This is a genomic window from Acinetobacter sp. WCHAc010052 (assembly GCF_002165295.2).
In the GTDB taxonomy this organism is placed as follows: domain Bacteria; phylum Pseudomonadota; class Gammaproteobacteria; order Pseudomonadales; family Moraxellaceae; genus Acinetobacter; species Acinetobacter chinensis.
In genome coordinates, this window is the sequence record NZ_CP032143.1 from 2,864,707 (window position 1) to 2,888,478 (window position 23,772).

Annotated in this window: 17 protein-coding genes, 6 tRNA genes and 3 rRNA genes; 5 read left to right on the forward strand and 21 right to left on the reverse strand. The window is 43.1% G+C overall.

From position 1 onward, the window contains the following. Positions 1 to 12: 12 nt before the first annotated feature. From CDG61_RS14000 to CDG61_RS14015, 4 genes are all read right to left on the reverse strand, one after another. Positions 13 to 1,677, reverse strand: coding sequence for an OmpP1/FadL family transporter (locus CDG61_RS14000; protein ID WP_087513959.1), 1,665 nt, complete (start codon positions 1,675 to 1,677; stop codon positions 13 to 15). Positions 1,678 to 1,689: 12 nt separating this feature from the next. Next, a complete protein-coding gene (locus CDG61_RS14005; protein ID WP_087549612.1) occupies positions 1,690 to 2,808 on the reverse strand; it encodes a hypothetical protein in 1,119 nt (372 codons plus the stop codon). A 48-nt stretch (positions 2,809 to 2,856) separates the two neighbouring features. Continuing rightward, complete coding sequence (locus CDG61_RS14010; protein ID WP_087549613.1) at positions 2,857 to 3,690, reverse strand: C39 family peptidase; 834 nt, start codon at positions 3,688 to 3,690, stop codon at positions 2,857 to 2,859. Positions 3,691 to 3,892: 202 nt separating this feature from the next. After that, a complete protein-coding gene (locus CDG61_RS14015) occupies positions 3,893 to 4,906 on the reverse strand; it encodes a DUF6160 family protein (protein WP_087513956.1) in 1,014 nt (337 codons plus the stop codon). Positions 4,907 to 5,168: 262 nt separating this feature from the next. Here CDG61_RS14015 and CDG61_RS14020 point away from each other — a divergent pair, with 262 nt between their 5' ends. Next, positions 5,169 to 6,536 carry an anthranilate synthase component I family protein gene (locus CDG61_RS14020; RefSeq protein WP_087549614.1) on the forward strand — a complete coding sequence of 456 codons (1,368 nt, stop codon included), beginning with the start codon at positions 5,169 to 5,171 and terminating at the stop codon, positions 6,534 to 6,536. 41 nt (positions 6,537 to 6,577) lie between these two features. Here the strand turns inward: CDG61_RS14020 and hisC are convergent, their stop codons facing one another. The 8 genes from hisC to CDG61_RS14060 form a co-directional block, all read right to left on the reverse strand. Beyond that, complete coding sequence (hisC, locus tag CDG61_RS14025) at positions 6,578 to 7,675, reverse strand: histidinol-phosphate transaminase (RefSeq protein WP_087549615.1); 1,098 nt, start codon at positions 7,673 to 7,675, stop codon at positions 6,578 to 6,580. 193 nt (positions 7,676 to 7,868) lie between these two features. Then, positions 7,869 to 9,173, reverse strand: coding sequence for a histidinol dehydrogenase (gene hisD / locus CDG61_RS14030; protein WP_171405612.1), 1,305 nt, complete (start codon positions 9,171 to 9,173; stop codon positions 7,869 to 7,871). 128 nt (positions 9,174 to 9,301) lie between these two features. Beyond that, entirely contained in the window at positions 9,302 to 9,964 is a 663-nt protein-coding gene (locus CDG61_RS14035; RefSeq protein WP_087549617.1) for a DUF4272 domain-containing protein, read from the reverse strand. A gap of 239 nt (positions 9,965 to 10,203) precedes the next feature. Beyond that, positions 10,204 to 10,899, reverse strand: coding sequence for an ATP phosphoribosyltransferase (gene hisG, locus CDG61_RS14040; protein WP_087549618.1), 696 nt, complete (start codon positions 10,897 to 10,899; stop codon positions 10,204 to 10,206). Further along, entirely contained in the window at positions 10,899 to 12,164 is a 1,266-nt protein-coding gene (gene murA / locus CDG61_RS14045) for a UDP-N-acetylglucosamine 1-carboxyvinyltransferase (protein WP_087549619.1), read from the reverse strand. The genes hisG and murA overlap by 1 nt, the downstream gene beginning before the upstream one ends. 6 nt (positions 12,165 to 12,170) lie before the next feature. Beyond that, positions 12,171 to 12,422: a BolA family iron metabolism protein IbaG gene (gene ibaG / locus CDG61_RS14050; protein ID WP_004830087.1), complete on the reverse strand. Its 252-nt coding sequence runs from the start codon at positions 12,420 to 12,422 to the stop codon at positions 12,171 to 12,173. A 137-nt stretch (positions 12,423 to 12,559) separates the two neighbouring features. After that, a complete protein-coding gene (gene hpf, locus CDG61_RS14055) occupies positions 12,560 to 12,892 on the reverse strand; it encodes a ribosome hibernation-promoting factor, HPF/YfiA family (RefSeq protein ID WP_087513950.1) in 333 nt (110 codons plus the stop codon). A gap of 173 nt (positions 12,893 to 13,065) precedes the next feature. Next, positions 13,066 to 14,520, reverse strand: a complete 1,455-nt coding sequence (locus CDG61_RS14060; RefSeq protein WP_087549620.1) for an RNA polymerase factor sigma-54 — start codon at positions 14,518 to 14,520, stop codon at positions 13,066 to 13,068. Positions 14,521 to 14,806: 286 nt separating this feature from the next. On the opposite strand from CDG61_RS14060, the gene CDG61_RS17530 reads away from it, so the two are divergent. Further along, positions 14,807 to 14,977, forward strand: coding sequence for a hypothetical protein (locus CDG61_RS17530; protein WP_171405613.1), 171 nt, complete (start codon positions 14,807 to 14,809; stop codon positions 14,975 to 14,977). Between the two features lie 73 nt (positions 14,978 to 15,050). On the opposite strand, the gene rrf is transcribed toward CDG61_RS17530, so the two are convergent. The 5 genes from rrf to CDG61_RS14085 form a co-directional block, all read right to left on the reverse strand. Continuing rightward, positions 15,051 to 15,165, reverse strand: a 5S ribosomal RNA gene (rrf, locus tag CDG61_RS14065). A 176-nt stretch (positions 15,166 to 15,341) separates the two neighbouring features. Further along, positions 15,342 to 18,235: ribosomal RNA gene (locus CDG61_RS14070) — 23S ribosomal RNA — on the reverse strand. A 351-nt stretch (positions 18,236 to 18,586) separates the two neighbouring features. Next, positions 18,587 to 18,662, reverse strand: a tRNA-Ala gene (locus tag CDG61_RS14075). Positions 18,663 to 18,706: 44 nt separating this feature from the next. Beyond that, positions 18,707 to 18,783: transfer RNA gene (locus CDG61_RS14080), tRNA-Ile, on the reverse strand. A 59-nt stretch (positions 18,784 to 18,842) separates the two neighbouring features. Next, positions 18,843 to 20,379: ribosomal RNA gene (locus CDG61_RS14085) — 16S ribosomal RNA — on the reverse strand. The 16S, 23S and 5S rRNA genes sit together here with 2 tRNA genes alongside, the layout of an rRNA operon. A gap of 609 nt (positions 20,380 to 20,988) precedes the next feature. Between CDG61_RS14085 and CDG61_RS14095 the strand changes: the two genes are divergently transcribed. Genes CDG61_RS14095 through CDG61_RS14105 form a run of 3 tightly spaced genes read left to right on the forward strand, consistent with a single transcriptional unit; the run spans position 20,989 to position 23,125 of the window. After that, positions 20,989 to 21,405, forward strand: coding sequence for a YfiR family protein (locus tag CDG61_RS14095; protein WP_228199582.1), 417 nt, complete (start codon positions 20,989 to 20,991; stop codon positions 21,403 to 21,405). Between the two features lie 3 nt (positions 21,406 to 21,408). Continuing rightward, positions 21,409 to 22,641: a sensor domain-containing diguanylate cyclase gene (locus tag CDG61_RS14100; RefSeq protein ID WP_087550629.1), complete on the forward strand. Its 1,233-nt coding sequence runs from the start codon at positions 21,409 to 21,411 to the stop codon at positions 22,639 to 22,641. Positions 22,642 to 22,645: 4 nt separating this feature from the next. Continuing rightward, entirely contained in the window at positions 22,646 to 23,125 is a 480-nt protein-coding gene (locus tag CDG61_RS14105) for an OmpA family protein (RefSeq protein WP_087550628.1), read from the forward strand. Positions 23,126 to 23,249: 124 nt separating this feature from the next. On the opposite strand, the gene CDG61_RS14110 is transcribed toward CDG61_RS14105, so the two are convergent. From CDG61_RS14110 to CDG61_RS14125, 4 genes are all read right to left on the reverse strand, one after another. Continuing rightward, positions 23,250 to 23,326, reverse strand: a tRNA-Pro gene (locus tag CDG61_RS14110). A 4-nt stretch (positions 23,327 to 23,330) separates the two neighbouring features. Then, positions 23,331 to 23,406 (reverse strand) — tRNA-His (locus CDG61_RS14115). Positions 23,407 to 23,451: 45 nt separating this feature from the next. Then, positions 23,452 to 23,528 (reverse strand) — tRNA-Arg (locus tag CDG61_RS14120). Positions 23,529 to 23,574: 46 nt separating this feature from the next. Then, a tRNA-Pro gene (locus CDG61_RS14125) sits at positions 23,575 to 23,651 on the reverse strand. Positions 23,652 to 23,772 lie beyond the last annotated feature (121 nt).

The window sequence follows — 23,772 nt, forward strand, 5'->3', positions numbered from 1 at the left end:
TCCTGTTCTGACTCACCATTTCGTTCTGTAGCTGATCCCAAGAACAGTTGCCTTAGTATCCGTTTTAACATTCAACCCCGCATAAGGGTTTAATAATAAATTGTTAACACCTGTCTGGTTTGCAAGACTACTGCTATTTGCTGGAATTTTGTCATTGCTTCGTAAAAAGCCAACAGAAAGATCAATATCAGTATCTGCATCAAAGCGGTAGCCCAGCCCCAGACCAAATAACTGCGCATTATTGATTGGTACCATCGTGTTACGCTTATCATCTGGGATCGCGCTGGCACGGGGTTCATACCCTGCACGAAGCTTCAACCGGTCTGTTGCTGAATACTCAACACCAATACCCCAGCTCCACGGTGACTCAAATCCAAGAGGCAATGCCAGCGAAGTATCTCCGACATAAGCTGATAAAAGTTTTGCAATTTTCAGTGCAGAAATCTGTCGGTCAAATTCAAACTTGAACTTATCCCATGCTTTAAAGTCAGTCCAGCCTACATCAAAATTCACCTGAAGATCAGGCATGACCTTATATTTAATCCCCGCCTGGAAATGTGCCGGATATTCAAAATCCATGGAAACCAGACCCGCTTCTGTCGCAGGTACATTGCCAGGAAAACCTAAAATAGCAGCCAGAATCTGCCCCGTTGGAGAAGACATCAGCCCTTTGATCAGTTCTCTCGGCGCGTTGGCATTATCAATATTGTATTTACCTTTCAGACGCATTTTAGCTGAACTTTGATAAACCATACCAAAGCTGAACTCTTCTGTCGGTTCCCACAATACCCCTAAGTTATAGCTCGGACTCAGGGACTGCTCCATGGAAACATCCATGCGACCAAAACGGCCAAATGGGTTCATCCCTTCCTGAGTGTTACACATCCCAAGTAAAAGAATGTCCGTAATAATGTCCTGATTTTCTTTAAATGGTGTACAGATGACTTCATCAATCATCCGGAGCATACCAATCAGCTCATTCGGAAATCTTAAATCCGTTTTTAAGGCAATTGCCTGATAGGACATACCAAAAGATGCACCGATAGACAGCTCATCATTGACCTGATAACCAAACGAAGGTGACAGATAAGTGATACGTTCCAGCGCAACCTGCTGTCCCATATAGTTACCAGGGTTTCCGTCTTCAGCACCAAAACCCGCAACCAGCGGGGCATACATCGCTGTTGCAAATGTTGCTTTGGAACCTGGTGGCTTATAGGCGATCGCTGCCGTTGGCGCAGCCATCGGAATACCTTCCCCCAGATCAACAATCTTTTTCAGCACAGGAACATAAAGGCTGACGTACTCTACGTCACCATTGACTGTTCCCTTGTAATCAGTACAAAAATCCGTTGCAACTTCAGGCCCATCATTACAGACCATTGGGTCATCTGAATAGCCAAAAACGTTATAGCCCGGTGGAACTGAAAACTGACGTTTGATGTCAAAATTTGCAAGAATCCCCTGAACATCTGTCTGCAACCCGTCTATTTTAGCCAGTGCAGCAGGGTTAAAGTGAATGGCACTGATCCCTGGAGGATCTGCTGTTACTGCATTCCCCATACTCAACGAGCGAATATCAACAGACAGGTTTTGTCCCAGCTGTGCAAAAGCCGTACCTGAACAACCTGTTAATAAAATTGCCGCTGCTAAAGGACGAAGCTGAATTATTTTCATACTACAGCCCTCTTAGCGTAATTTTTTACCAAAACCTACGATATCAAGCGGGAATGATAATCCCAATGATACGTCTGGTGCATCCTCGGTTAGACCTATCCCAACTGTACCATTTACAATGGTTTCTGGATTTACCCGAACACCAAGCGAAATCGCAAGCGTTGAACTGGTCTGATCTGCTGGCGTATAAGTTTCGCCAGTTGTATATGTAAACTTGGACTCAGTATTAAAGCTCTGCTGATACGACATGGTCATGGATACATCGTAGTTAAACGAATATGCGAAACCAAAGGCAAAACCACCGCTGATACCTGGTTCAAACTCTTCAACCGTTCTTGTACCACGGCGCTGATTCAAGCCTGATTCTTTAAAGCCATAGTTAGCAGAAACAGAAGCAAACAGAACAACCGGGTCAATATATTTACGCGTACTCGCACCTGCACCAACCGAATAATAACCTTTACCGGTCGACAGATCTGTCGCACTGTTGATTTCGTATGGACTGTCACCTGTTTTTGTAGAAACATTACCAAACAGAATCAGGGGTAAACGACCTGCTTTGAGTGGGAACGGTTCCCAGCGGGCACCAAAAGAAATATCACCCAGACCTGCCGTCGTGGCATCTTTGAGCTTATCTGCCTTTGCTACAAGAGGCAGCGATGCTGTAAAAGTCAGGTTATCAAGCACACCATACTGCGCTGTAAATGTATTGGTTAAAGTATGATTCGCATCTTCTTCCACCCTTAACTGATTGACCGCATTGTTTTCAATGGATAAATCCAGTCGGGTATCCCGATAATAGGTATAGTCAACATCATAGAACCCTGAGATTTCTCCTTTTTTAATCAGAGAATACTGGCGCTCATTTGATGTAAAAACTTCCTGAAGGTTGGTTTCTTTAGTTGCATCCCCTTCCTTTTGCTGGAGAGCACTGGATGCCTGCTGCTGAACGGTTTCAGGCTTGGCAACCTGCTCAGCAGACTCAGTGGCCTTTTCTGCTTCCTTCTCAGCATCCTGCTGATCTACAGCCTCATAACCTCCAAGTGCAGGTTCTTCAGCCGCATAAACAATACCTGTGATCATCTGAATACTGACGACAAGTAAGGTTTTTTTCATCCATTTAATGTCCATGACACATCCCTTCCAGTTTTTATTTTTTTAGTTCCAACTCACAAGAAATTACTTACTTTTATAGTAAAGTCTCAAGAATTTAAAAGTATCCTGCCCATAACTTTCAGAATTTTTATTCAAATCCCGCTCAAGACGAATAGTTGAAGCTTTGTCCGCAATACGATCCATATAGGCCTGCGGATACTGAATGTCAACAAAGGCATATCTGTTTACAGTTGAATCATCAACATGCCGCATATCTGAATCCTGCAATGCCAACATGCCCTTTCTGTTCTGTGGTGCAACATTCACCAGAAACAGGGTGTTATTCTCCCAGATCTGCTTAAAGCGTTCCTCATCAAAACTGATATTCCCCAAAGCTGGATCTGCAACATAAACACGGCCATTTTTATAAGCCTTAAACACAACAAAGTGTTTAAATCCTGCATAAGAAATTGGAACAATGGCAGGTTGCCCCTGCTTCACAAGATCAGCTAACTCACCTTTATATCCACCACTTTCCATTCCAAGTGCAGAAACAAAGCGTTTCATATCCAGCAATGAAAAACTGCGCCGCTCAATAATCCGGTCATATTCGCCATAGTTTAAAAGACCATTCATGGTCTGCTGCTCAGAAAGCTGGGTTCCGACATATCCATTCAGCAATGTTGTTAAAGCTGCCGAACCACAACTGTAATCATATGCCTGACGGACAATTCCCCTGAACTGATCTTCAAGCGCCGGCTTGATCAGGACTTGCTCACGATGCATACGTGTAAACGATGGATTTCTTGAATCCAGGGTTTCTGTATAGTAAACAGCCTCTGGTGGCTTTTCTTTTATATCAAAGGCTTGCGTGGCAAAGTAATACATCAATGCCGAGCCTAAAGCGATCTCCAACATATTCTTAACTTTTTCTGGTTATCGGCAATGATGTGCCTGAGTTCATTATTCTTTATAGAGCATTTGCTCTATACTTCCTTGTACATTGGAAGATACCTTTTTTTTTAGAAAAAAACATCCTTTTCTTTTTAATTTTGACATTTTTCACATTTTTTTTGTAAAAAAAAGCGCGTGGATTCACGCGCTTTTTCTTTCATTCAGATTAACGACCTGAAATCGTAATCACAGAACCGTTAGCATATGTTCCAGCTGTTGGGCTATAGAAAGTCTTAAGCCCCTGGATTTCCACATCACCAATTGAACCTACTGTCGCTGTACCGCGAGCACCTAATGCAGCTGTTGGTTTAGCACCTAAAGCAATCGCCTGAACATAAGTATCAATACCAGCATCACCCTGTCTAGCAAGGATCTTCAGACCATTCGTAGTAACAGAAACATCTGCATCTACAGCAAGATTCGTAGAAGCACCATCAGCAACCTGGATTTTACCTAACCAGATTTCACCCTTACCTGCAGCATCAGCAATACCCAGGTCAGAGATCGTCAGACCACCAGTCATCGTTGTGTTCAGTTTGATCATTGCACCTTGAGGTGTAGCACCCAACTGTACGTTAGCAGTCATTACACCTGTTTTAATGCTCAGACCAGAAAGAATTTTGTTGTAATTGGCATCCACACCACCACGCTGAATACCAACTGTCGGAGTTGCATTACCAGAAGCAGTAACACCTACTTCACCAATCGAGATATTCAGACCAGAAACATCTGCGGCAATATTCAGGAAGGCACCATTAGTACCAGTACCTGCATCTGAATCAATGCGGATATCAGCAAGGTTATGTGACTTAAGTAAAGTTGCACCAGCTTTGGTTGTATCAGGCTGATCTGTATTTGCAGTGATTACAATACCTGCAGTTTCATTTACATGACCTGCTGTACCGTTTCCTTTGATGGAAATCGCACCAGCAACTTCAGTACCACCAAAGCCCGCTTTACCAGTAGCAATCTCAGTCGTACCATTACCTTTTTTGCTGTAACCATCATTATCGTGAATAAAGATTTTACCGATCTCAATTTTAGAAATACCGATACCGATATTAATACCGTCTTGACCAGTAGTTGCGCTCAATGCAGCATCATCCATTGCTTGCATTGCCATCGCATTTGCGCTGATTGCCATTGAAGAAACTAAAGCCAGTTTAGTAAGTTTTTTCATCTTCTTACTCTCCCAAGAGTATTATTTTTTTGATTGTCTACCGCTCTGCACCGGTTAGTTGGCAATTTTATTTTTAGCAACTAAACAATACTTCTTCCTTGAGCGGACTGATTGCACTGTCTAAGTTATCTCTGTGTTATCTTTTGTTCAACTGTTGTTTATCGTAAATCGCATCTTGCCGACAAACGGTATATACGCATATTTACTGCCAGAATGCTGTAAAATAGCTGTCTACACCATTATCTTCTGATAAAACAGCATTATGAATGATGTGAATACAATGCAAAAACTGCTTTGTGATAATTCCACGACCACTTTTTATATTTTAAAAAAAATGTGCTTTACGTCACATATTTTTTATTTTTCTGAAAATGGCATTCCTGTCATTGCATTTATGGCTGATGAATACTTTGTCATGCGGAATAATCAGCTTCAGCATTTCACTCATTCTGATGAACAAGGATATCTCCTTTCAGACTGTTCGATAGAGACAGCACAACTGCCAGATGTACTTTCCGCCTGTTCGCTTACAGATTTAACCATTACCGCTGGCTTTATCAGTTACGATGCGTCAAAAAATTTAACTTCAGGTTCTCAAAAAAACAGTCAACCATCGGTGTTTATAGGTGTTTTCAACACTTACTTAAAGCAGACTGAAAATGGATGGCTGTTCATCAGTCATGCCCCTGATGCTGAAAAAAAATATGCTGAACTGGCAGACTTACTCCATTCTTCATCTGATTTATCTGAAAATCATTTTCAGATGAAAAATCCATGTATTCCGAGGTGGAACAAGGCAGATTATGTCTCTGCCTTTGATAAAGTTCAGGAATATATTAAAGCCGGAGATTGTTATCAGATTAATCTGACTCAGGAATTTACCGCTAAAACCGAAGGACTCCTGCTCAATACAGCCGAACAGCTCTGGCAACTGACTGATGCTCCCTACGAAGGGTATATCAGATTTGATGATTTTGAGCTGCTGAGCTGTTCACCAGAACTGTTTATTGAATTTCAACAGGGCCGAAAGCTGATTACAAAACCAATTAAAGGAACGACTCCCCGTTATGATGATCCTGAGGCAGATGAACAGTCAAAATTACGGCTGATCAATTCCATTAAAGATCAGGCTGAAAATGTCATGATTGTGGATTTACTTCGTAATGACCTGAGTGTTTATGCAGAAACAGGATCAGTTAAAACACCAAAACTGTTTAATATTGAAAGTTTTAATCAGGTTCACCATATGGTCAGTGAAGTGACCGCCATACTGAAACCGACAGTCAGCCCATGGCAGGTGTTAATGACGGCTTTGCCGGGTGGTTCAATTACCGGTGCCCCTAAAATTCGGGCAATGGAAATTATTGAGGAACTTGAAGGTGCGCCACGAGGCGCGTATTGTGGTTCAATGGGTTATTTTAATGCTGATGGGACAGGCAGCTGGAATATTCTGATCCGATCAGTTCAGCAATCACAGAATGAGCTTTCTGTATGGGCAGGTGGAGGCATCACCATTGCATCAGAAGCAGATGCTGAATATCAGGAATGTTTTGATAAAGTTTCAGCAATACTGGATTTACTCAATACATGGCATCAACCTGAAAACCCTCAAGAAAAAAGCGAATCCTAAGATTCGCTTTTCATTTAAAAACTCATTTTTAAAGTTTTCAATCAAACCAGAATATTATTTCTCAAAGTATCAACAAGGCGTTGATTTTGCTCGTCTGTGCCAATCGTAATACGCAAGAACTGATTAATACGAGGTTTATTGAAATAACGCACAATAATCCCCTGCTCACGTAATGCTGTCGCCAACTCACCTGCATCCCGATCTGGCAATGTCGCAAAAATAAAGTTCGCACTTGAAGGTAAAACCTTAAAGCCAAGTTCTGTCAATTGAGCAACCAGTTTTTCACGATTGGCAATGACTTTTTGACATTGCGCTTCGAAATAGTCTTGATCTTCAAATGACGCCACCGCTGCTGCAATGGCAAATCGGTCAATTGGGTATGAGTTAAAACTGTTTTTCACTGCTTCAAGTGCCGCAATCAAATGTGGCTGTGCAATGGCAAATCCGACACGTAAACCTGCCAAGGAGCGTGATTTAGAAGTTGTTTGACATACAACCAGATTGTCATATTTCTCAACCAGTGACACTGCTGATTCAGCACCAAAATCTACATAGGCTTCATCAACCAACACCACTGAATCAGGATTGGCCTGCAACACTTCCTCAATGGCTGACAAACCCAATGCAATACTGGTTGGTGCATTTGGATTGGTGATGATAATCCCACCATTGGATTGTTTGTAATCATCCACCACGATTTCAAAATCATCATTCAATGGAATAATTTTTGATTGTGCTGAAATTCCAAAAAACTGACTATAAACAGGATAAAAACTGTAGGTAATATCTGGATATAGAATCGGTTTATCCTGCACAAAAAATGCTTTGAAAATGTGTGCTAAGACTTCATCCGAGCCATTTCCGACAAAAACCCGCTCCACGGGAACATGTTGTTGTGTAGCAATGGCTTGTTTTAACTCAGTTGCATCAGGGTCAGGATAGAGACGCAATGCATCGGCTGAGTTTTCCAATACTTTTTGCACCGCAGCCACCACTTTTGGAGAGGGTGGATACGGGTTTTCATTAGTATTCAGTTTTAATAAATTCTGGATTTTAGGCTGTTCACCTGGCACATAAGGTTCTAACTCACGTACCAATGGACTCCAGAAACGCATTTGTTCAGGGCTAATATTTGGCATTTTCTTTTCTCATTTTTATTCACCAAAGTCCCCTCTCCTTTCAAGAGAGGGTTAGGGAGAGGTCAATTGATGCCAACCCTATTTTAACTTTAGTAAAAGAATTAGTTTCCCTTCATCCCAGCCTTCTCCCTAAGCCATATATGGCACAAGAAAAGGAGTTATTCTTTGTGAATTGAGATTTCAGGTAAATTCATTATGACTGATAACGATATCTCGCAGATCTCGCATGTGCATCCAGGTTTTCTTCTTGCGCTAAAATATCAGCGGTTTTCGCAAGGGGTTTGACACCCTGCTCAGAACACATGATCAGACTTGAACGCTTCTGGAAGTCATACACACCGAGTGGTGATGAGAATCGTGCCGTACCCGATGTCGGTAAGACATGGTTTGGACCTGCACAGTAATCACCAATCGCTTCTGGTGTATAACGTCCCATGAAGATTGCACCTGCATGGCGGATATCTTCTGACATTTCCTGCGCTTCATCTAAACACAACATGAGATGTTCAGGTGCAACCTGGTTAATAAGCTCTGCACCTTCGGCACGATCTTTGACTAAGACCAATGCACCACGGTTGGCAATTGAAGTACGTGCAATTTCAGCTTTTGGTAATGCTTCTAAATGCTCTTCAATGGCTTGTGCAACATCATTCAACAACTGCTCATCAGGCGTAATAAATACAGCTTGTGCAATCGTGTCATGTTCAGCTTGTGACAATAAATCCATCGCCAGCCATTTGGCATTATTCTGACCTTCAGCATAGACCAGGATTTCAGATGGTCCAGCGATCATGTCGATACCGACCTGACCAAATACCGCACGTTTTGCCGCAGCCACGAAACGGTTTCCTGGCCCTGTAATTTTATCGACCTGTGGAATCGTTTCAGTGCCATATGCCAATGCAGCAACGGCCTGTGCTCCACCAATGGTGAATACACGATGTACACCTGCAAGATAAGCAGCAGCTAATACCAATGGATTTAAATCACCATTCGGCGCTGGAACAACCATGATAATTTCCTGCACGCCTGCAACATGCGCAGGTACAGCATTCATCAGCACTGAAGATGGATAAGATGCCAAGCCACCTGGTACATAAATTCCAACACGGTCTAATGGTGTTACTTTTTGACCGAGTGTATTGCCCAAAGCATCAACATAAGTCCAGCCATCCTGCTTTTGTGCCTGGTGGAACTCACGCACACGATTGGCTGCCATCTCTAAAGCTTCACGCACTTCGGGGGTTAAGCCTTCAAATGCTGCTTTCAATTGCTCTTGTGACAGTTCCAGATCTGAAAATTGATGCGCTGGATGTCGATCGAACTGTTGAGTGAGTTTAAGTACATGTGCATCACCATGCTGGCGTACATCTGCAATAATCTGGTCTACTGTTTTTAAAAGCTCAGGATCACTCACTGTTTCAAAAGCAAGCAGATCTGCAAAGACCTGTTTAAAATTCTGCTCTTGAGTCGATAAACGTCGCATCAATTTATCCACAAAAATAATAAAGGGAAACTTTAGTTTACCTTGTTTTGAGTGACTTGTGGGCAAGATCACATGGTCAATTTTATTAAGTTTAATAGGAAAGTCGGATCAAAAAAGCACACCTGTCACTTAATATCAACTTAAGTACTCACATCAGGATGATCCCAGTCACTATCTGACTGAATCAGCCAGTTCAATGCACCATGTCTTTCCACAACAACTGCCGAATTTAATTGTGCAGGTGCCTGTTCCTGATTCAGTCGTGCACTGACACATGCCCAATCATAGCGATAGATTAAATCAGCCTGATCTAAAATTTCTTCAATATCACGTAACTTCACTTTCGCCATAAACTCTTCAAATGTTTTAGCTGATACAACGGCTTGAATTGCAAAATCACAATCCACAATATTTTCAGGATAATTCAGCTCCTCAACAATTCCTAAAGCCCACAATAAAACCCAGTAAGCCTCATATTTCCACACCATGTTGATGACATCCTGCTGAGATACGTCCTCATGTAAAATTGCCGTCTCCTGCTCTGTTAAAGCATCCATGACCTGCATTTTTGTCAGAATATTTAAGATCAAACCTTTAATTTCATCATCATATTTCCCATTATCAATATCACAAGCGACCTGTATGATCCATAAACAGGCAATCGCCCGTTGAGCAATACTTTCAGCACTTCGGACCTGTATTTCTTCGACAGACTCAATTACAGGTAACCAATCAATATATGGAATATTTCTTTGCTTCAAAATTTCTATGGATTGTTCTTTTCGTTGTTGTGGTGTTTTCATTTTCAGCCATGATGCAGGTTGTTATTCATGACTTATTTTTAACATTCTCATCAAAAACTGACTTTATCAATTCTGTGAATAAATCGTGAATGATATTTCCCAGAGAAAAAACCGCCCTTACGGACGGTCATTTAATTTAAGTTTTTAAATCCTCCCCAACCCTCCTTTTCCAAAGTAGGGATGAGTAGCTGGACTACGCAAGAGGGGAGGTTTTAGAAACCTATCTAATAATTTAAAAATTACTTTTTCGCTTCGCGCTCTTCCACGGCTTTTTCAAGCTGTGCAAGAATTGGATTGAGCAAAGTCTGCTTACGTTTAAAGCTGGCTTTATTGACAATCAAACGCGAAGACACTTTACAGATTTCTTCCAACGGCTCTAAACCATTAGCACGCAAAGTATTTCCTGTATCCACTACATCGACAATGTAATCGCCCAGACCGACCAATGGTGCAAGCTCCATTGAACCGTAAAGTTTAATCACATCGACTTGCTCGCCTAAGCTTGCATAGTATTGACGGGTTAAATTGACATATTTAGTGGCAATTTTTAAACGACCTTTAGGACGTTCTATACCGACCTTGCCTGCTGTCATTAACTTACAGTTGGCAATTTTTAAGTCTAATGGTTCATAGACATTTTGTGCACCATGTTCCATCAATACATCTTTACCAGCAACACCAATATCCGCCGCACCATTTTCAACATAAGTCGGTACATCAGAAGCACGCAAAATCAGGATACGCACCTGTTTATGTGTGGTTGGGAAAATTAACTTACGGGATTTATCAGGATCTTCCAATAAGTTAATTCCAGCAGTTTCAAGCAAAGGCAATGTTTCTTTTAAAATACGACCTTTACTCAATGCCAAAGTTAAACCATGATCAAAATTGCCCATTACGTCAAAGTTTGGATCATCGTTTCTCATATCGCTCATTAACTTGTCTCGCTCACTCGCTTAATCTGGACACCCAGACCCTGCAATTTTGCTTCAATATCTTCATAACCACGATCGATGTGATAAATACGATCAATGGTGGTTTCACCTTCAGCAACCAAAGCTGCCAGAACCAAAGAAAATGAAGCACGCAGGTCAGTTGCCATCACTGGGGCTGCGGATAATTTTTCCACACCGGTGACTACAGCATCATTACCTTCAACCTGAATATTTGCACCCATACGCGCTAATTCAGGCACATGCATAAAACGATTTTCAAAAATCGTTTCTGAAATTGTTGCAAAACCACGACCAATAGCATTCACCGCCATCAACTGTGCTTGCATATCTGTTGGAAATTCTGGATGTGGCAATGTCTGGAAGCTGACCGCTTTCGGACGTTTCCCCATCATATCGAGTTCGATCCAGTCATCACCACGGGTCACTTCTGCGCCCATTTCTTCAAACTTATCCAGTACCGCTTCAAGCAGGTTTGGATCAGTATGCGTGGTTTTAACTTTACCGCCTGTAATGGCAGCAGCAGCTAAATATGAACCTGTTTCAATACGGTCAGCAACCACTGAGTATTCACAGCCATGCAGACTTTCAACACCTGTTACCACTAAGGTATCTGTGTCTAAACCTTCAATTTTCGCACCCATTTTAATGAGCATTTGTGCAAGATCAGTGATTTCAGGTTCACGGGCTGCATTACGGATTGTGGTTACACCATCAGCAAGTACCGCAGCAGTCAGAATATTTTCTGTACCGCCTACAGTCACCATATCAAAGATAACTTCGCCGCCTTTTAAGCGACCATCGACACTGGCAATCACATAGCCATTTTCGACCTCAATGTGTGCGCCCAAAGCTTCCAATGCTTTTAAATGCTGATCTACAGGGCGTGAACCAATGGCACAGCCACCTGGCAATGATACTTTTGCACTGCCATAACGCGCCAATAATGGACCAAGCACCAAAATAGATGCACGCATGGTTTTCACCAGTTCATACGGTGCAAACTGGTTGTCCAGTGTCGACGTATCTGCTGTAACAGTTTCGCCTTCATAAGTCATGGTAATGCCTAAACCACTGATCAATTTAACCAATGTTCTGACATCTTTCAGATTTGGGACATTTTTTAGAGTAATTGGTGAATCTGCAAGAATCATTGCTGCCAGTAAAGGTAAAGCTGCATTTTTCGCACCTGAGATACGAACTTCACCTTCGATTTTTGCACCGCCTTGAATGACAAATTTATCCATTGACGCTTAAGCTCCAAACATGCTGGCTTTGCGCCATTCTTCTTTAGTCATTGCACGAATAGTCACAGCATGTACTTCACCGCTCGCAATATACGAATTCAGCGGCGCATAAACTGCCTGTTGACGGGGAACAGGGCGTTTACCCTCAAACTGATCATCGACAATACGGAGGTCAAATTTCCCTGCCTGTCCACTGACAGCAACTTCTGCATCAGGAAAAGCCGCTTTTAAAATTTCAGTGAGCTGTTCACTATTCATTGCTTAGACCTCTTCGTAGGGCTGACAGTGTAAAAACCTGTCATTCTACTATAAATAGAAAAAATAATTCATTAGTCACGTACATTATACGTATAAAAAAAAGAGGTCTAAAAAACCTCTTTTTACAAATTTTTCAACTATACCGCCAGTGGCTGATATACCAGCTGCATTTTACGATGCTTATGCAGTTGCCGTTTTAATTTTTCTGTCAGACGCTTAATTGAAGTATACATATCGTCTGCCGAAGCCTGAGCAAAAAGTTCCGCTCCAGGCAACCGGATAATCGCTTCTGCAATATGATTCGCACTACCTTTTTTAGATCGCTTATCCAGCTGATGATCTTTGGTCAGCTTCACCTGCATGCTGTTAACCTGATCAAGGTGCTTTGTCATATCTGCAAATTTATATCTGATATTTTCTTCAATTGCAGGGGTGATAGTTAAATGATGACCACGAATTGTTATTTGCATAGTTCAATCCCTCACCTTCTTTTAGGATATGAAAAGAAAGCAGCTGAAAGATTCATCTCAGATTTACCAAACCGCTACATCACTGAAATTCAACCATTTCTGCTGTTCCTTAAAATAAATAGAGATTCATTATTTTGTCATAATGAACCCCTAGAATAGCCACACAATAAAAATCAGATCAAGACTTTTCTATCAGAAGATGAAGGAATATGTAACGATTCGCGATACTTTGTGACCGTCCGTCTTGCAACATCAATCCCCTCCTCCTTTAACATTCCGGCAATAGTATTATCTGACAATGGCTTACGGATATTTTCCTCAGCAATCAGTTTTTTAATTTTTGCACGGATTGCTGTTGAGGAGGCTTCTCCACCCGAAGTTGTCCCTACATGACTCGAAAAGAAATATTTCAGTTCAAACAGTCCGCGTGGAGTCAGCATATATTTATTGGTTGTGACCCTCGAAACTGTTGATTCATGAAGTTCCACTTCTTCAGCAATATCTCTTAATACCAGCGGCTTCATTCCCTCAGGTCCAGTTTCAAGAAACCCTTTCTGATGCTCGACAATACAGGTTGCTACTTTTAACAGCGTCTTATGTCGCTCATCTATGCTTTTTATAAAATTTTTAGCTTCAAGCATCTGATTTCTTAAATACTGATTATCATCACTTTGATCTGCCCGTCGGATCATTCCAGCATAGAAAGCATTCACTCTCAGCTTTGGAACAACGTCAGGATTCAACTGTACAAACCAGTGCTCATTTTTTTTCATAACCACTACATCAGGAATCTGATAATCAGACTCACGGTCTTCAAATTCAATTCCAGGATGTGCTTTCAATGTTTTGAGCAGTTCAACTGCACTTTTCAACTGATCCGCATTTAAACCAGTCTGTTTCATCAACTTCTGAATATCATTTGAAACCAGCAGTTCATAATGTTTCATCAAAAGTACAGCTTCGTACCTATATGGAAGTTGCGCAGGCAATCCTTCCAGCTGAACCAGCAGACATTCTGCAAGATTACGGGAGCCTACCCCTACAGGTTCCAGTCGCTGTATATGTTTGAGTACCACCTGAACTTCATCATCTTCTATTTCTTCTTCATAGCCCATAGTATTCAACAGGTGCTGAACCGATGAGGTTATTTCGGAAATATCACAATCAAGAAAACCTTTGTTATCCAGTGAATCCACAATACAACGGGCAATCAATTGCTCGACCAGTGAAAAATGCAGCAAATTAATCTGCTCAAGCATATGCGCCTGTAAACTCTGATGCCCCTGACGGTTATCTTCACGCTCCTCATATTCAGCAGCCCCTAAACTTGTTGGCTGGTGGGTATACACATCATCCCAGTCTGTATCTACGGGTAAATCATCAGGTAAATGATCTGCATTTAATTCATTTGTCAGATCTTTCTGTTCTGCTTCGCTTTCTTTTAATGAGGATAAACTTTCAATAGTGGATAAATCTTCAACTTTCTCCAGTAATGGATTACTGTCCAGCTGAATCTGAATTTCCTGTTCCAACTCAAGACTGGAAAGTTGAAGCAAACGAATGGCCTGTTGTAACTGCGGTGTCAGTGACAAAGAGTTTGCAACTTTTAACCCAACCGATAACTTCATCTTCAACCGCTCTCCATTTTATACAGCGCTTAAGGTAAAGGTGATAAGCAAAAAATATGCCGTTTTAATTTTTTATAACATAATTTTATTAAAAAACATACAGAAGAATTTCAAAATCAGCAAGGCAGCAGATAATTTCAAATTCATTTTCACTGAATACATCTCAGAAATATCGTTCTTCATCATGGAAACAGAGAGCAACCAGCTCTGAGTACTCGAAGGCAGCATCCATACCTTAAAAAACTGTGGTTTTCCCCCGCTGTTCTTTGAAGTATGGGGAGACTACATGAAGGAACTGATTCCTAAACGGACTGCACTGATGAATTTTGTACAGCAGGGCTTAGGCTATAAAACCGTAATGTACGGGGAACTCTGTATAGCTCAGCACCCGGACAATCAGATCTTTGAAATCAGCTACAGTAAAGCAGCAGGTTTAAGCATGACACGTCTAAAATAGCCTTTACTTTTCTTTTCATTCCGGCAATAAAAAACACCCTCAATCAAATGATTGAGGGTGTTTAGGAATAATGAGCTGGCGATGACTTACTCTCACATGGGTAACCCCACACTACCATCAGCGCAAAGAGGTTTCACTTCTGAGTTCGGGAAGGGATCAGGTGGTTCACTCTTGCTATTGTCGCCAGCACAACTGTTTATGGATACTTGCTTTGGTCTTATTTAGATGCCAATGCTTTTTCCAAATGAGTTATTAACAGCTCTATCTGAGTTGGAACATTGTCATACTGTTGCGATTCTGAATCAAGTCATTCTGATGAATATCGAATCAACTGAGCTTCATACAACAACTGTTTGGGTGTTGTATAGTCAAGCCTCACGAGCAATTAGTACTGGTCAGCTTCACACGTCACCGTGCTTCCACATCCAGCCTATCAACGTCGTAGTCTTCAACGGCTCTTTAGAGGACATAAAGTCCTAGGGAAATCTTATCTTGAGGTAGGCTTCCCGCTTAGATGCTTTCAGCGGTTATCCCTTCCGAACATAGCTACCCGGCGATGCGACTGGCGTCACAACCGGTACACCAGAGGTTCGTCCACTCTGGTCCTCTCGTACTAGGAGCAGATCCTCTCAAATTTCCAGCGCCCACGGTAGATAGGGACCGAACTGTCTCACGACGTTCTAAACCCAGCTCGCGTACCTCTTTAAATGGCGAACAGCCATACCCTTGGGACCTGCTTCAGCCCCAGGATGAGATGAGCCGACATCGAGGTGCCAAACACCGCCGTCGATATGAACTCTTGGGCGGTATCAGCCTGTTATCCCCAGAGTACCTTTTATCCGTTGAGCGATGGCCCTTCCATACAGAACCACCGGATCACTAAGACCTACTTTCGTACCTGCTCGACTTGTGGGTCTCGCAGTTAAGCGCGCTTTTGCCTTTATACTCTACGCGTGATTTCCGACCACGCTGAGCGCACCTTCGTACTCCTCCGTTACTCTTTAGGAGGAGACCGCCCCAGTCAAACTACCCACCAGACATGGTCCTCGTCCCGGATAACGGGACAGAGTTAGAACCTCAATATTACCAGGGTGGTATTTCAAGGATGGCTCCATAGCAACTGGCGTCACTACTTCAAAGCCTCCCACCTATCCTACACAGGTAAGATCAAAGTTCAATGTCAAGCTGCAGTAAAGGTTCACGGGGTCTTTCCGTCTAGCCGCGGGTACACCGCATCTTCACGGCGAATTCGATTTCACTGAGCCTCTGCTGGAGACAGCGCCCCCATCATTATGCCATTCGTGCAGGTCGGAACTTACCCGACAAGGAATTTCGCTACCTTAGGACCGTTATAGTTACGGCCGCCGTTTACTGGGGCTTCGATCAAGAGCTTCGCTTACGCTAACCCCATCAATTAACCTTCCAGCACCGGGCAGGCATCACACCCTATACGTCCACTTTCGTGTTTGCAGAGTGCTATGTTTTTAATAAACAGTTGCAGGGGCCTGGTTTCTGTGGCTGCTGGCCGCTCAGGGAGTAAATCCCATCACCGCCGGCAGCGTACCTTCTCCCGAAGTTACGGTACCATTTTGCCTAGTTCCTTCAGCAGAGTTCTCTCAAGCGCTTTGGTCTACTCGACCTGACCACCTGTGTCGGTTTCGGGTACGATTCCTGTGTAACTGAAGCTTAGAGACTTTTCCTGGAAGTATGGTATCAGCCACTTCACTGTACAAGTACAGCTTGCTATCAGATCTCAGCATAGAGTACCCCGGATTTGCCTAAGATACATGCCTACATCCTTCCACCTGGACAACCAACGCCAGGCTGACTTAACCTTCTCCGTCCTCTCATCGCATTACACACAAGTACTGGAATATTAACCAGTTTCCCATCGACTACGCCTCTCGGCCTCGCCTTAGGGGTCGACTCACCCAGCCCCGATTAACGTTGGACTGGAACCCTTGGTCTTTCAGCGAACGGGTTTTTCACCCGTTTTGTCGTTACTCACGTCAGCATTCGCACTTCTGATACCTCCAGCAGACTTCTCAATCCACCTTCATCGGCTTACAGAACGCTCCCCTACCACTTGCAATAAATTGCAAATCCGCAGCTTCGGCATATAGTTTTAGCCCCGTTACATCTTCCGCGCAGGCCGACTCGACTAGTGAGCTATTACGCTTTCTTTAAAGGGTGGCTGCTTCTAAGCCAACCTCCTAGCTGTCTATGCCTTCCCACATCGTTTCCCACTTAACTATAATTTTGGGGCCTTAGCTGGCGGTCTGGATTGTTTTCCTCTTGACTACGGACGTTAGCACCCGCAGTCTGTCTCCCGGATAGTACTCATTGGTATTCGGAGTTTGCATCGGTTTGGTAAGTCGGGATGACCCCCTAGCCGAAACAGTGCTCTACCCCCAATGGTATTCGTCCGAGGCGCTACCTAAATAGCTTTCGGGGAGAACCAGCTATCACCGAGTTTGATTAGCCTTTCACCCCTATCCACAAGTCATCCCCTGGCTTTTCAACGACAGTGGGTTCGGTCCTCCAGTTAGTGTTACCCAACCTTCAACCTGCTCATGGATAGATCACCCGGTTTCGGGTCTACACCCAGCAACTGAACGCCCTATTAAGACTCGGTTTCCCTACGGCTCCCCTATACGGTTAACCTTGCTACTGAATGTAAGTCGCTGACCCATTATACAAAAGGTACGCAGTCACCGAACAAGTCGGCTCCCACTGCTTGTATGCATGCGGTTTCAGGATCTGTTTCACTCCCCTCACAGGGGTTCTTTTCGCCTTTCCCTCACGGTACTGGTTCACTATCGGTCAGTCAGGAGTATTTAGCCTTGGAGGATGGTCCCCCCATATTCAGACAAGGTTTCACGTGCCTCGCCCTACTCGACATCATCATATAAGCCCTTTCGCGTACAGGACTATCACCTACTATGGTTGCACTTCCCAGAGCATTCCACTAAAGCTTATATGACTTAATGGGCTGTTCCCCGTTCGCTCGCCGCTACTGAGGGAATCTCAATTGATTTCTTTTCCTAAGGGTACTGAGATGTTTCACTTCCCCTCGTTCGCCTCGCAACACTATGTATTCATGTTACGATACCTGCCTTATAGCAGGTGGGTTTCCCCATTCAGAAATCTCCGGATCAAAGGATATTTGCCGCCTCCCCGGAGCTTATCGCAGGCTATTACGTCTTTCATCGCCTCTGACTGCCAAGGCATCCACCACATGCACTTAATTACTTGACTATACAACCCCAAACAGTCGTTCATCCCTACAAGTAGGATGAGCAACAGATCGCGACGATTTCTCATCACTCTCATACAGTTGGCGTCTGTGAAATTAATCACTGTACAGCTTCAATTAGATTCATATACCAAAACGCTTGATTCAGTTTAATCGCTAGTTTCTCATTTCTTGTAGTTGCCTACTTGAAACGAGTATGAACAATTTATTTCAACTCAAATATATGCTGTTAATGATTAACTACCGCCTCGTCAGCAGGTAGCAAACTGTGATAAATCACAGAACTTAATAAACTGAAATCAGATGATGTCATATTCACTAAATTCTATAATTCAGAACTTCACTTAATGTGATGGTGGAGACTAGGAGAGTCGAACTCCTGACCTCCTGCGTGCAAAGCAGGCGCTCTACCAACTAAGCTAAGTCCCCAGTTAAGATCCCGATATATCTGTTTCTGTGCTGATTCGTCAGAATGGTGGGTCTGACAAGACTTGAACTTGTGACCCCACGCTTATCAAGCGTGTGCTCTAACCAACTGAGCTACAGACCCTCAGATACATCAATGAAGAACAACTTGTTGTGGATTCTTACCAATCGTCAATCTTTCGTTAAGGAGGTGATCCAGCCGCAGGTTCCCCTACGGCTACCTTGTTACGACTTCACCCCAGTCGTCGGCCACACCGTGGTAAGCGTCCTCCTTACGGTTAGACTACCTACTTCTGGTGCAACAAACTCCCATGGTGTGACGGGCGGTGTGTACAAGGCCCGGGAACGTATTCACCGCGGCATTCTGATCCGCGATTACTAGCGATTCCGACTTCATGGAGTCGAGTTGCAGACTCCAATCCGGACTACGATCGGCTTTTTGAGATTAGCATCCTATCGCTAGGTAGCAACCCTTTGTACCGACCATTGTAGCACGTGTGTAGCCCTGGTCGTAAGGGCCATGATGACTTGACGTCGTCCCCGCCTTCCTCCAGTTTGTCACTGGCAGTATCCTTAAAGTTCCCACCCGAAGTGCTGGCAAATAAGGAAAAGGGTTGCGCTCGTTGCGGGACTTAACCCAACATCTCACGACACGAGCTGACGACAGCCATGCAGCACCTGTATGTAAGTTCCCGAAGGCACCAATCCATCTCTGGAAAGTTCTTACTATGTCAAGACCAGGTAAGGTTCTTCGCGTTGCATCGAATTAAACCACATGCTCCACCGCTTGTGCGGGCCCCCGTCAATTCATTTGAGTTTTAGTCTTGCGACCGTACTCCCCAGGCGGTCTACTTATCGCGTTAGCTGCGCCACTAAAGCCTCAAAGGCCCCAACGGCTAGTAGACATCGTTTACGGCATGGACTACCAGGGTATCTAATCCTGTTTGCTCCCCATGCTTTCGTACCTCAGCGTCAGTATTAGGCCAGATGGCTGCCTTCGCCATCGGTATTCCTCCAGATCTCTACGCATTTCACCGCTACACCTGGAATTCTACCATCCTCTCCCATACTCTAGCTTCCCAGTATCGAATGCAATTCCTAAGTTAAGCTCAGGGATTTCACATCCGACTTAAAAAGCCGCCTACGTACGCTTTACGCCCAGTAAATCCGATTAACGCTCGCACCCTCTGTATTACCGCGGCTGCTGGCACAGAGTTAGCCGGTGCTTATTCTGCGAGTAACGTCCACTATCCCTGGGTATTAACCAGAGTAGCCTCCTCCTCGCTTAAAGTGCTTTACAACCAAAAGGCCTTCTTCACACACGCGGCATGGCTGGATCAGGGTTCCCCCCATTGTCCAATATTCCCCACTGCTGCCTCCCGTAGGAGTCTGGGCCGTGTCTCAGTCCCAGTGTGGCGGATCATCCTCTCAGACCCGCTACAGATCGTCGCCTTGGTAGGCCTTTACCCCACCAACTAGCTAATCCGACTTAGGCTCATCTATTAGCGCAAGGTCTAATGATCCCCTGCTTTCCCCCGTAGGGCGTATGCGGTATTAGCATTCCTTTCGGAATGTTGTCCCCCACTAATAGGCAGATTCCTAAGCATTACTCACCCGTCCGCCGCTAAGATCAGTAGCAAGCTACATCTCTCCGCTCGACTTGCATGTGTTAAGCCTGCCGCCAGCGTTCAATCTGAGCCATGATCAAACTCTTCAGTTTAATACTTGCTAGCACCTTAAAGGGTGCCAATCTTGGCTCATCAATTTTCTGACAAATTCTCTCAAATAAACTTCGAGTAATTTAAACCATCAATCAATGAAAATAATTTCGATCGATCAATCAGTAAAAATCCACACAAGTTGTTCTTCATATTCTCTTAATGATCTTCTCGATGCTTCGTCAGCATCAAGCTAGGTCGGCTATATTACTCTGAATCTCTTCAAAGTCAACATGTAATGTAAATTATTTTAAACTTTCTTTCTAAAACCCAGCTTAACCATTCTATGCTAAGCCACTGTTTTATCAGAAGTTTTAATCTTCATCACCGCCGATGGATGTGCATTCTACAGCATTTCAGAGCAGACACAACCCCCTCAGACATCTTTTTTTTGTTTTTTATCCTGTTTGGTGGGTTTTTAGACATTTTCCTCATTTATGTCTGTTTTACAGCCATATTCTTAACTTTGTTATTTCATTTTTTCTGGTTAAACTGCACATAGTCTCTTTTTTGTAATTTAATTTGAAATGAATCACGTATTTAAAAAAGTCTGTGCGACTTTTTGGCTGGTGCCTATATGTGTTACAACGTATGCAACACCCGCTCCCAGCGTGCCCAGCATTACTTTCTCCATTTTAAGTTATGCAAAATGGACTACAGCCGTGCCTGAAATCTGTGTCATTAATAATAATAATATGGCATCTCAGTTTAAAAACTATCTATCGTCCAATGATGAATACAATTATTCAGTCAAATCCATAGATAAACAAAAAATCCGATCGGAGCATTGTGAAGTTCTTATTTTTTCTACATTCACCCCTGAAGAAGAACAGAGAGTGCTGAACAGCAGCGTAGAGTTTCCCGCTCTGTCTATCAGTTCAAGCAATACTGAATGCGAAATTGGAAGTGCTTTCTGCCTGTATCGGAAAAACACCGGACTATCATTTAAAGTAAATATGGACAGCCTGACCCAGTCCAAAGTCAGAATTGATCCACGGGTTTTACTTCTTGCTCGGGTAACGGAGTAAATCATGATTACACGTCTATATAATACAAAATCGCTGCATCTGATTTTTAAACGTTCACAACTGGCTGTTTTTGCACTGACCTTCACCGTCTGTACTGCAATTTTTATTTCTGTATCAGCCTTCGCATTAAAAGCTTATGCAGACAGCAGCCTGAATGTTCTTTCAGAAGCAATCAATGAACGTATTCAGCCCGCTGTTGTTTTCAGTGATACCGTTACCCTTAATCAGATTTTAGCGGAATATAATCATAAATATCCGATACGTTCCATGCAGGTCATTGATGAGCACAATGTCGAACTGGCCCGCTCAGTTCAGAATGAGACTTCAGATTATTCACTACAGCATTTTCTTGACCGTATTTTTTTCAATTATCCTGTTATTTTAAATATTCAGCATCAGCATCAGTATTATGGTCAGCTGATTATTTATGGCAATTCATCCACCATAGTCGATTTTTTTAATAAAATTATTTTTGGTCTGATTATCGGTTTCCTGATCATTCTTGCAGGACTGCTTTGGTCTGTACATTCTTTCTATCGCTATCTGATGAAATCCATTCATCCTATCGTTGCGACAGCCAACACCATCAGTGAAGAAAAAAACTATGGTTTGCGCTTTGCGCAGTCTGAGATTCAGGAATTACAGGATATCAATACGGTTTTTAATGAGTTACTTGAAAAAATTCAGTTAAATGACCAGCACCTGAGAACCGAAAATGACAAACTGAATCATCAGGCTCACCACGATGCACTGACACAACTTCCGAACCGCTATTATTTCTATCAGCAGTTACTGCATATATTTGATTCAAGTTTACGTGAACATTCAGCATTGCTGTTCATAGACAGTAATGATTTTAAAACCATTAATGATCAGTATGGTCATCAGGCAGGTGACTCTGTCCTGCAGGAAATTGCTGTAAGACTACAGAGCCAGCTGCACCCTGACGATTTTATTGCCCGCTTAGGCGGTGATGAATTTGCCATTCTGATTCACCATGTTCATCACACCGATGAACTGAACACAATCTGCCAGCAACTGTCCGAATGTGCGGATCTTCCGCTGTATTTCGGTGACGTTCAGATTTCTTTCAGTTTCAGTATTGGTGTTGCTCAAACCCGTTTTGCCAGCTCCCCTGAAGATCTGATTACTGAAGCAGACAATGCTATGTATAAAGCCAAAAAACTGCCTGAACACTGGTTCATTGCAGGTAACGATATTAACAATCAGGTTTAAGCTCATGTTAAGAATAATTTTTAAATCTCTCGGTTTACTTACTTTCACCCTGATTTTAACGGCCTGTATGGGACAGGGAAATCTGAATTACAAACAGTCACGCATGCTCAAAAATGAAGGATTTATTCTGGAAAATAATGAATGGACACTTGCGCTGCCTGAACGCCTGTTATTTGAGTTTGATCAGTCATCCATACCGGCAAATCAGAAACCACGTTTAGTTCGCCTGTCTACTCAACTGAAGAAATACAACCTGGATAAACTTACATTTACCGGTCACAGTGACAATATCGGTCAATCTGAATACAACCTGGCACTGTCAGAAAAACGCGCACAGAGTGTCGCCCAGGTTTTTCTGGACAATGGTTTTCAGTCACAGAATATTAAAATCAGAGCAAAAGGTGCATCACAACCCTTAGTGAAGAATGATTCTGATGAGCATCGGGCTATCAACAGACGGGTAAATATCACCATCATTCCTTAATTTTTATTTTTCTACAGCAGAATCAATAAAAGCCTCTGACTGGAGGCTTTTATTTTCAATACACTTTTTCAGACATAAAAAAACCGCAGTTAAGCGGATTATTTACTTTAAGCTGGACTTAAAATGGTCGGAGCAGTAGGATTCGAACCTACGACCCCCTGGTCCCAAACCAGGTGCACTACCAGGCTGTGCTATGCTCCGAAATTGGGGTGAATGATGGGATTCGAACCCACGACAACCGGAATCACAATCCGGGGCTCTACCAACTGAGCTACATCCACCGTCACACTTAAGTTTTTCAGGTTTTATTGACAAGCTACCATAAATGGCGCGCCTGACAGGATTCGAACCTGTGACCATCCGCTTAGAAGGCGGATGCTCTATCCAACTGAGCTACAGGCGCATAACGTATGATAAAACTTATCATCAGTACCTTTGCCTTGAAGAATTGGTCGGAGCAGTAGGATTCGAACCTACGACCCCCTGGTCCCAAACCAGGTGCACTACCAGGCTGTGCTATGCTCCGATTCATCTCAGCTTTTCGTATCGCACATCGTGCGGTACGGTGTGCATTCTAGGCGTGACGTCGATTGACGTCAACACCTATATTTAAAAAAATCAAAAAAAACGCTTCAAATGTATATTAA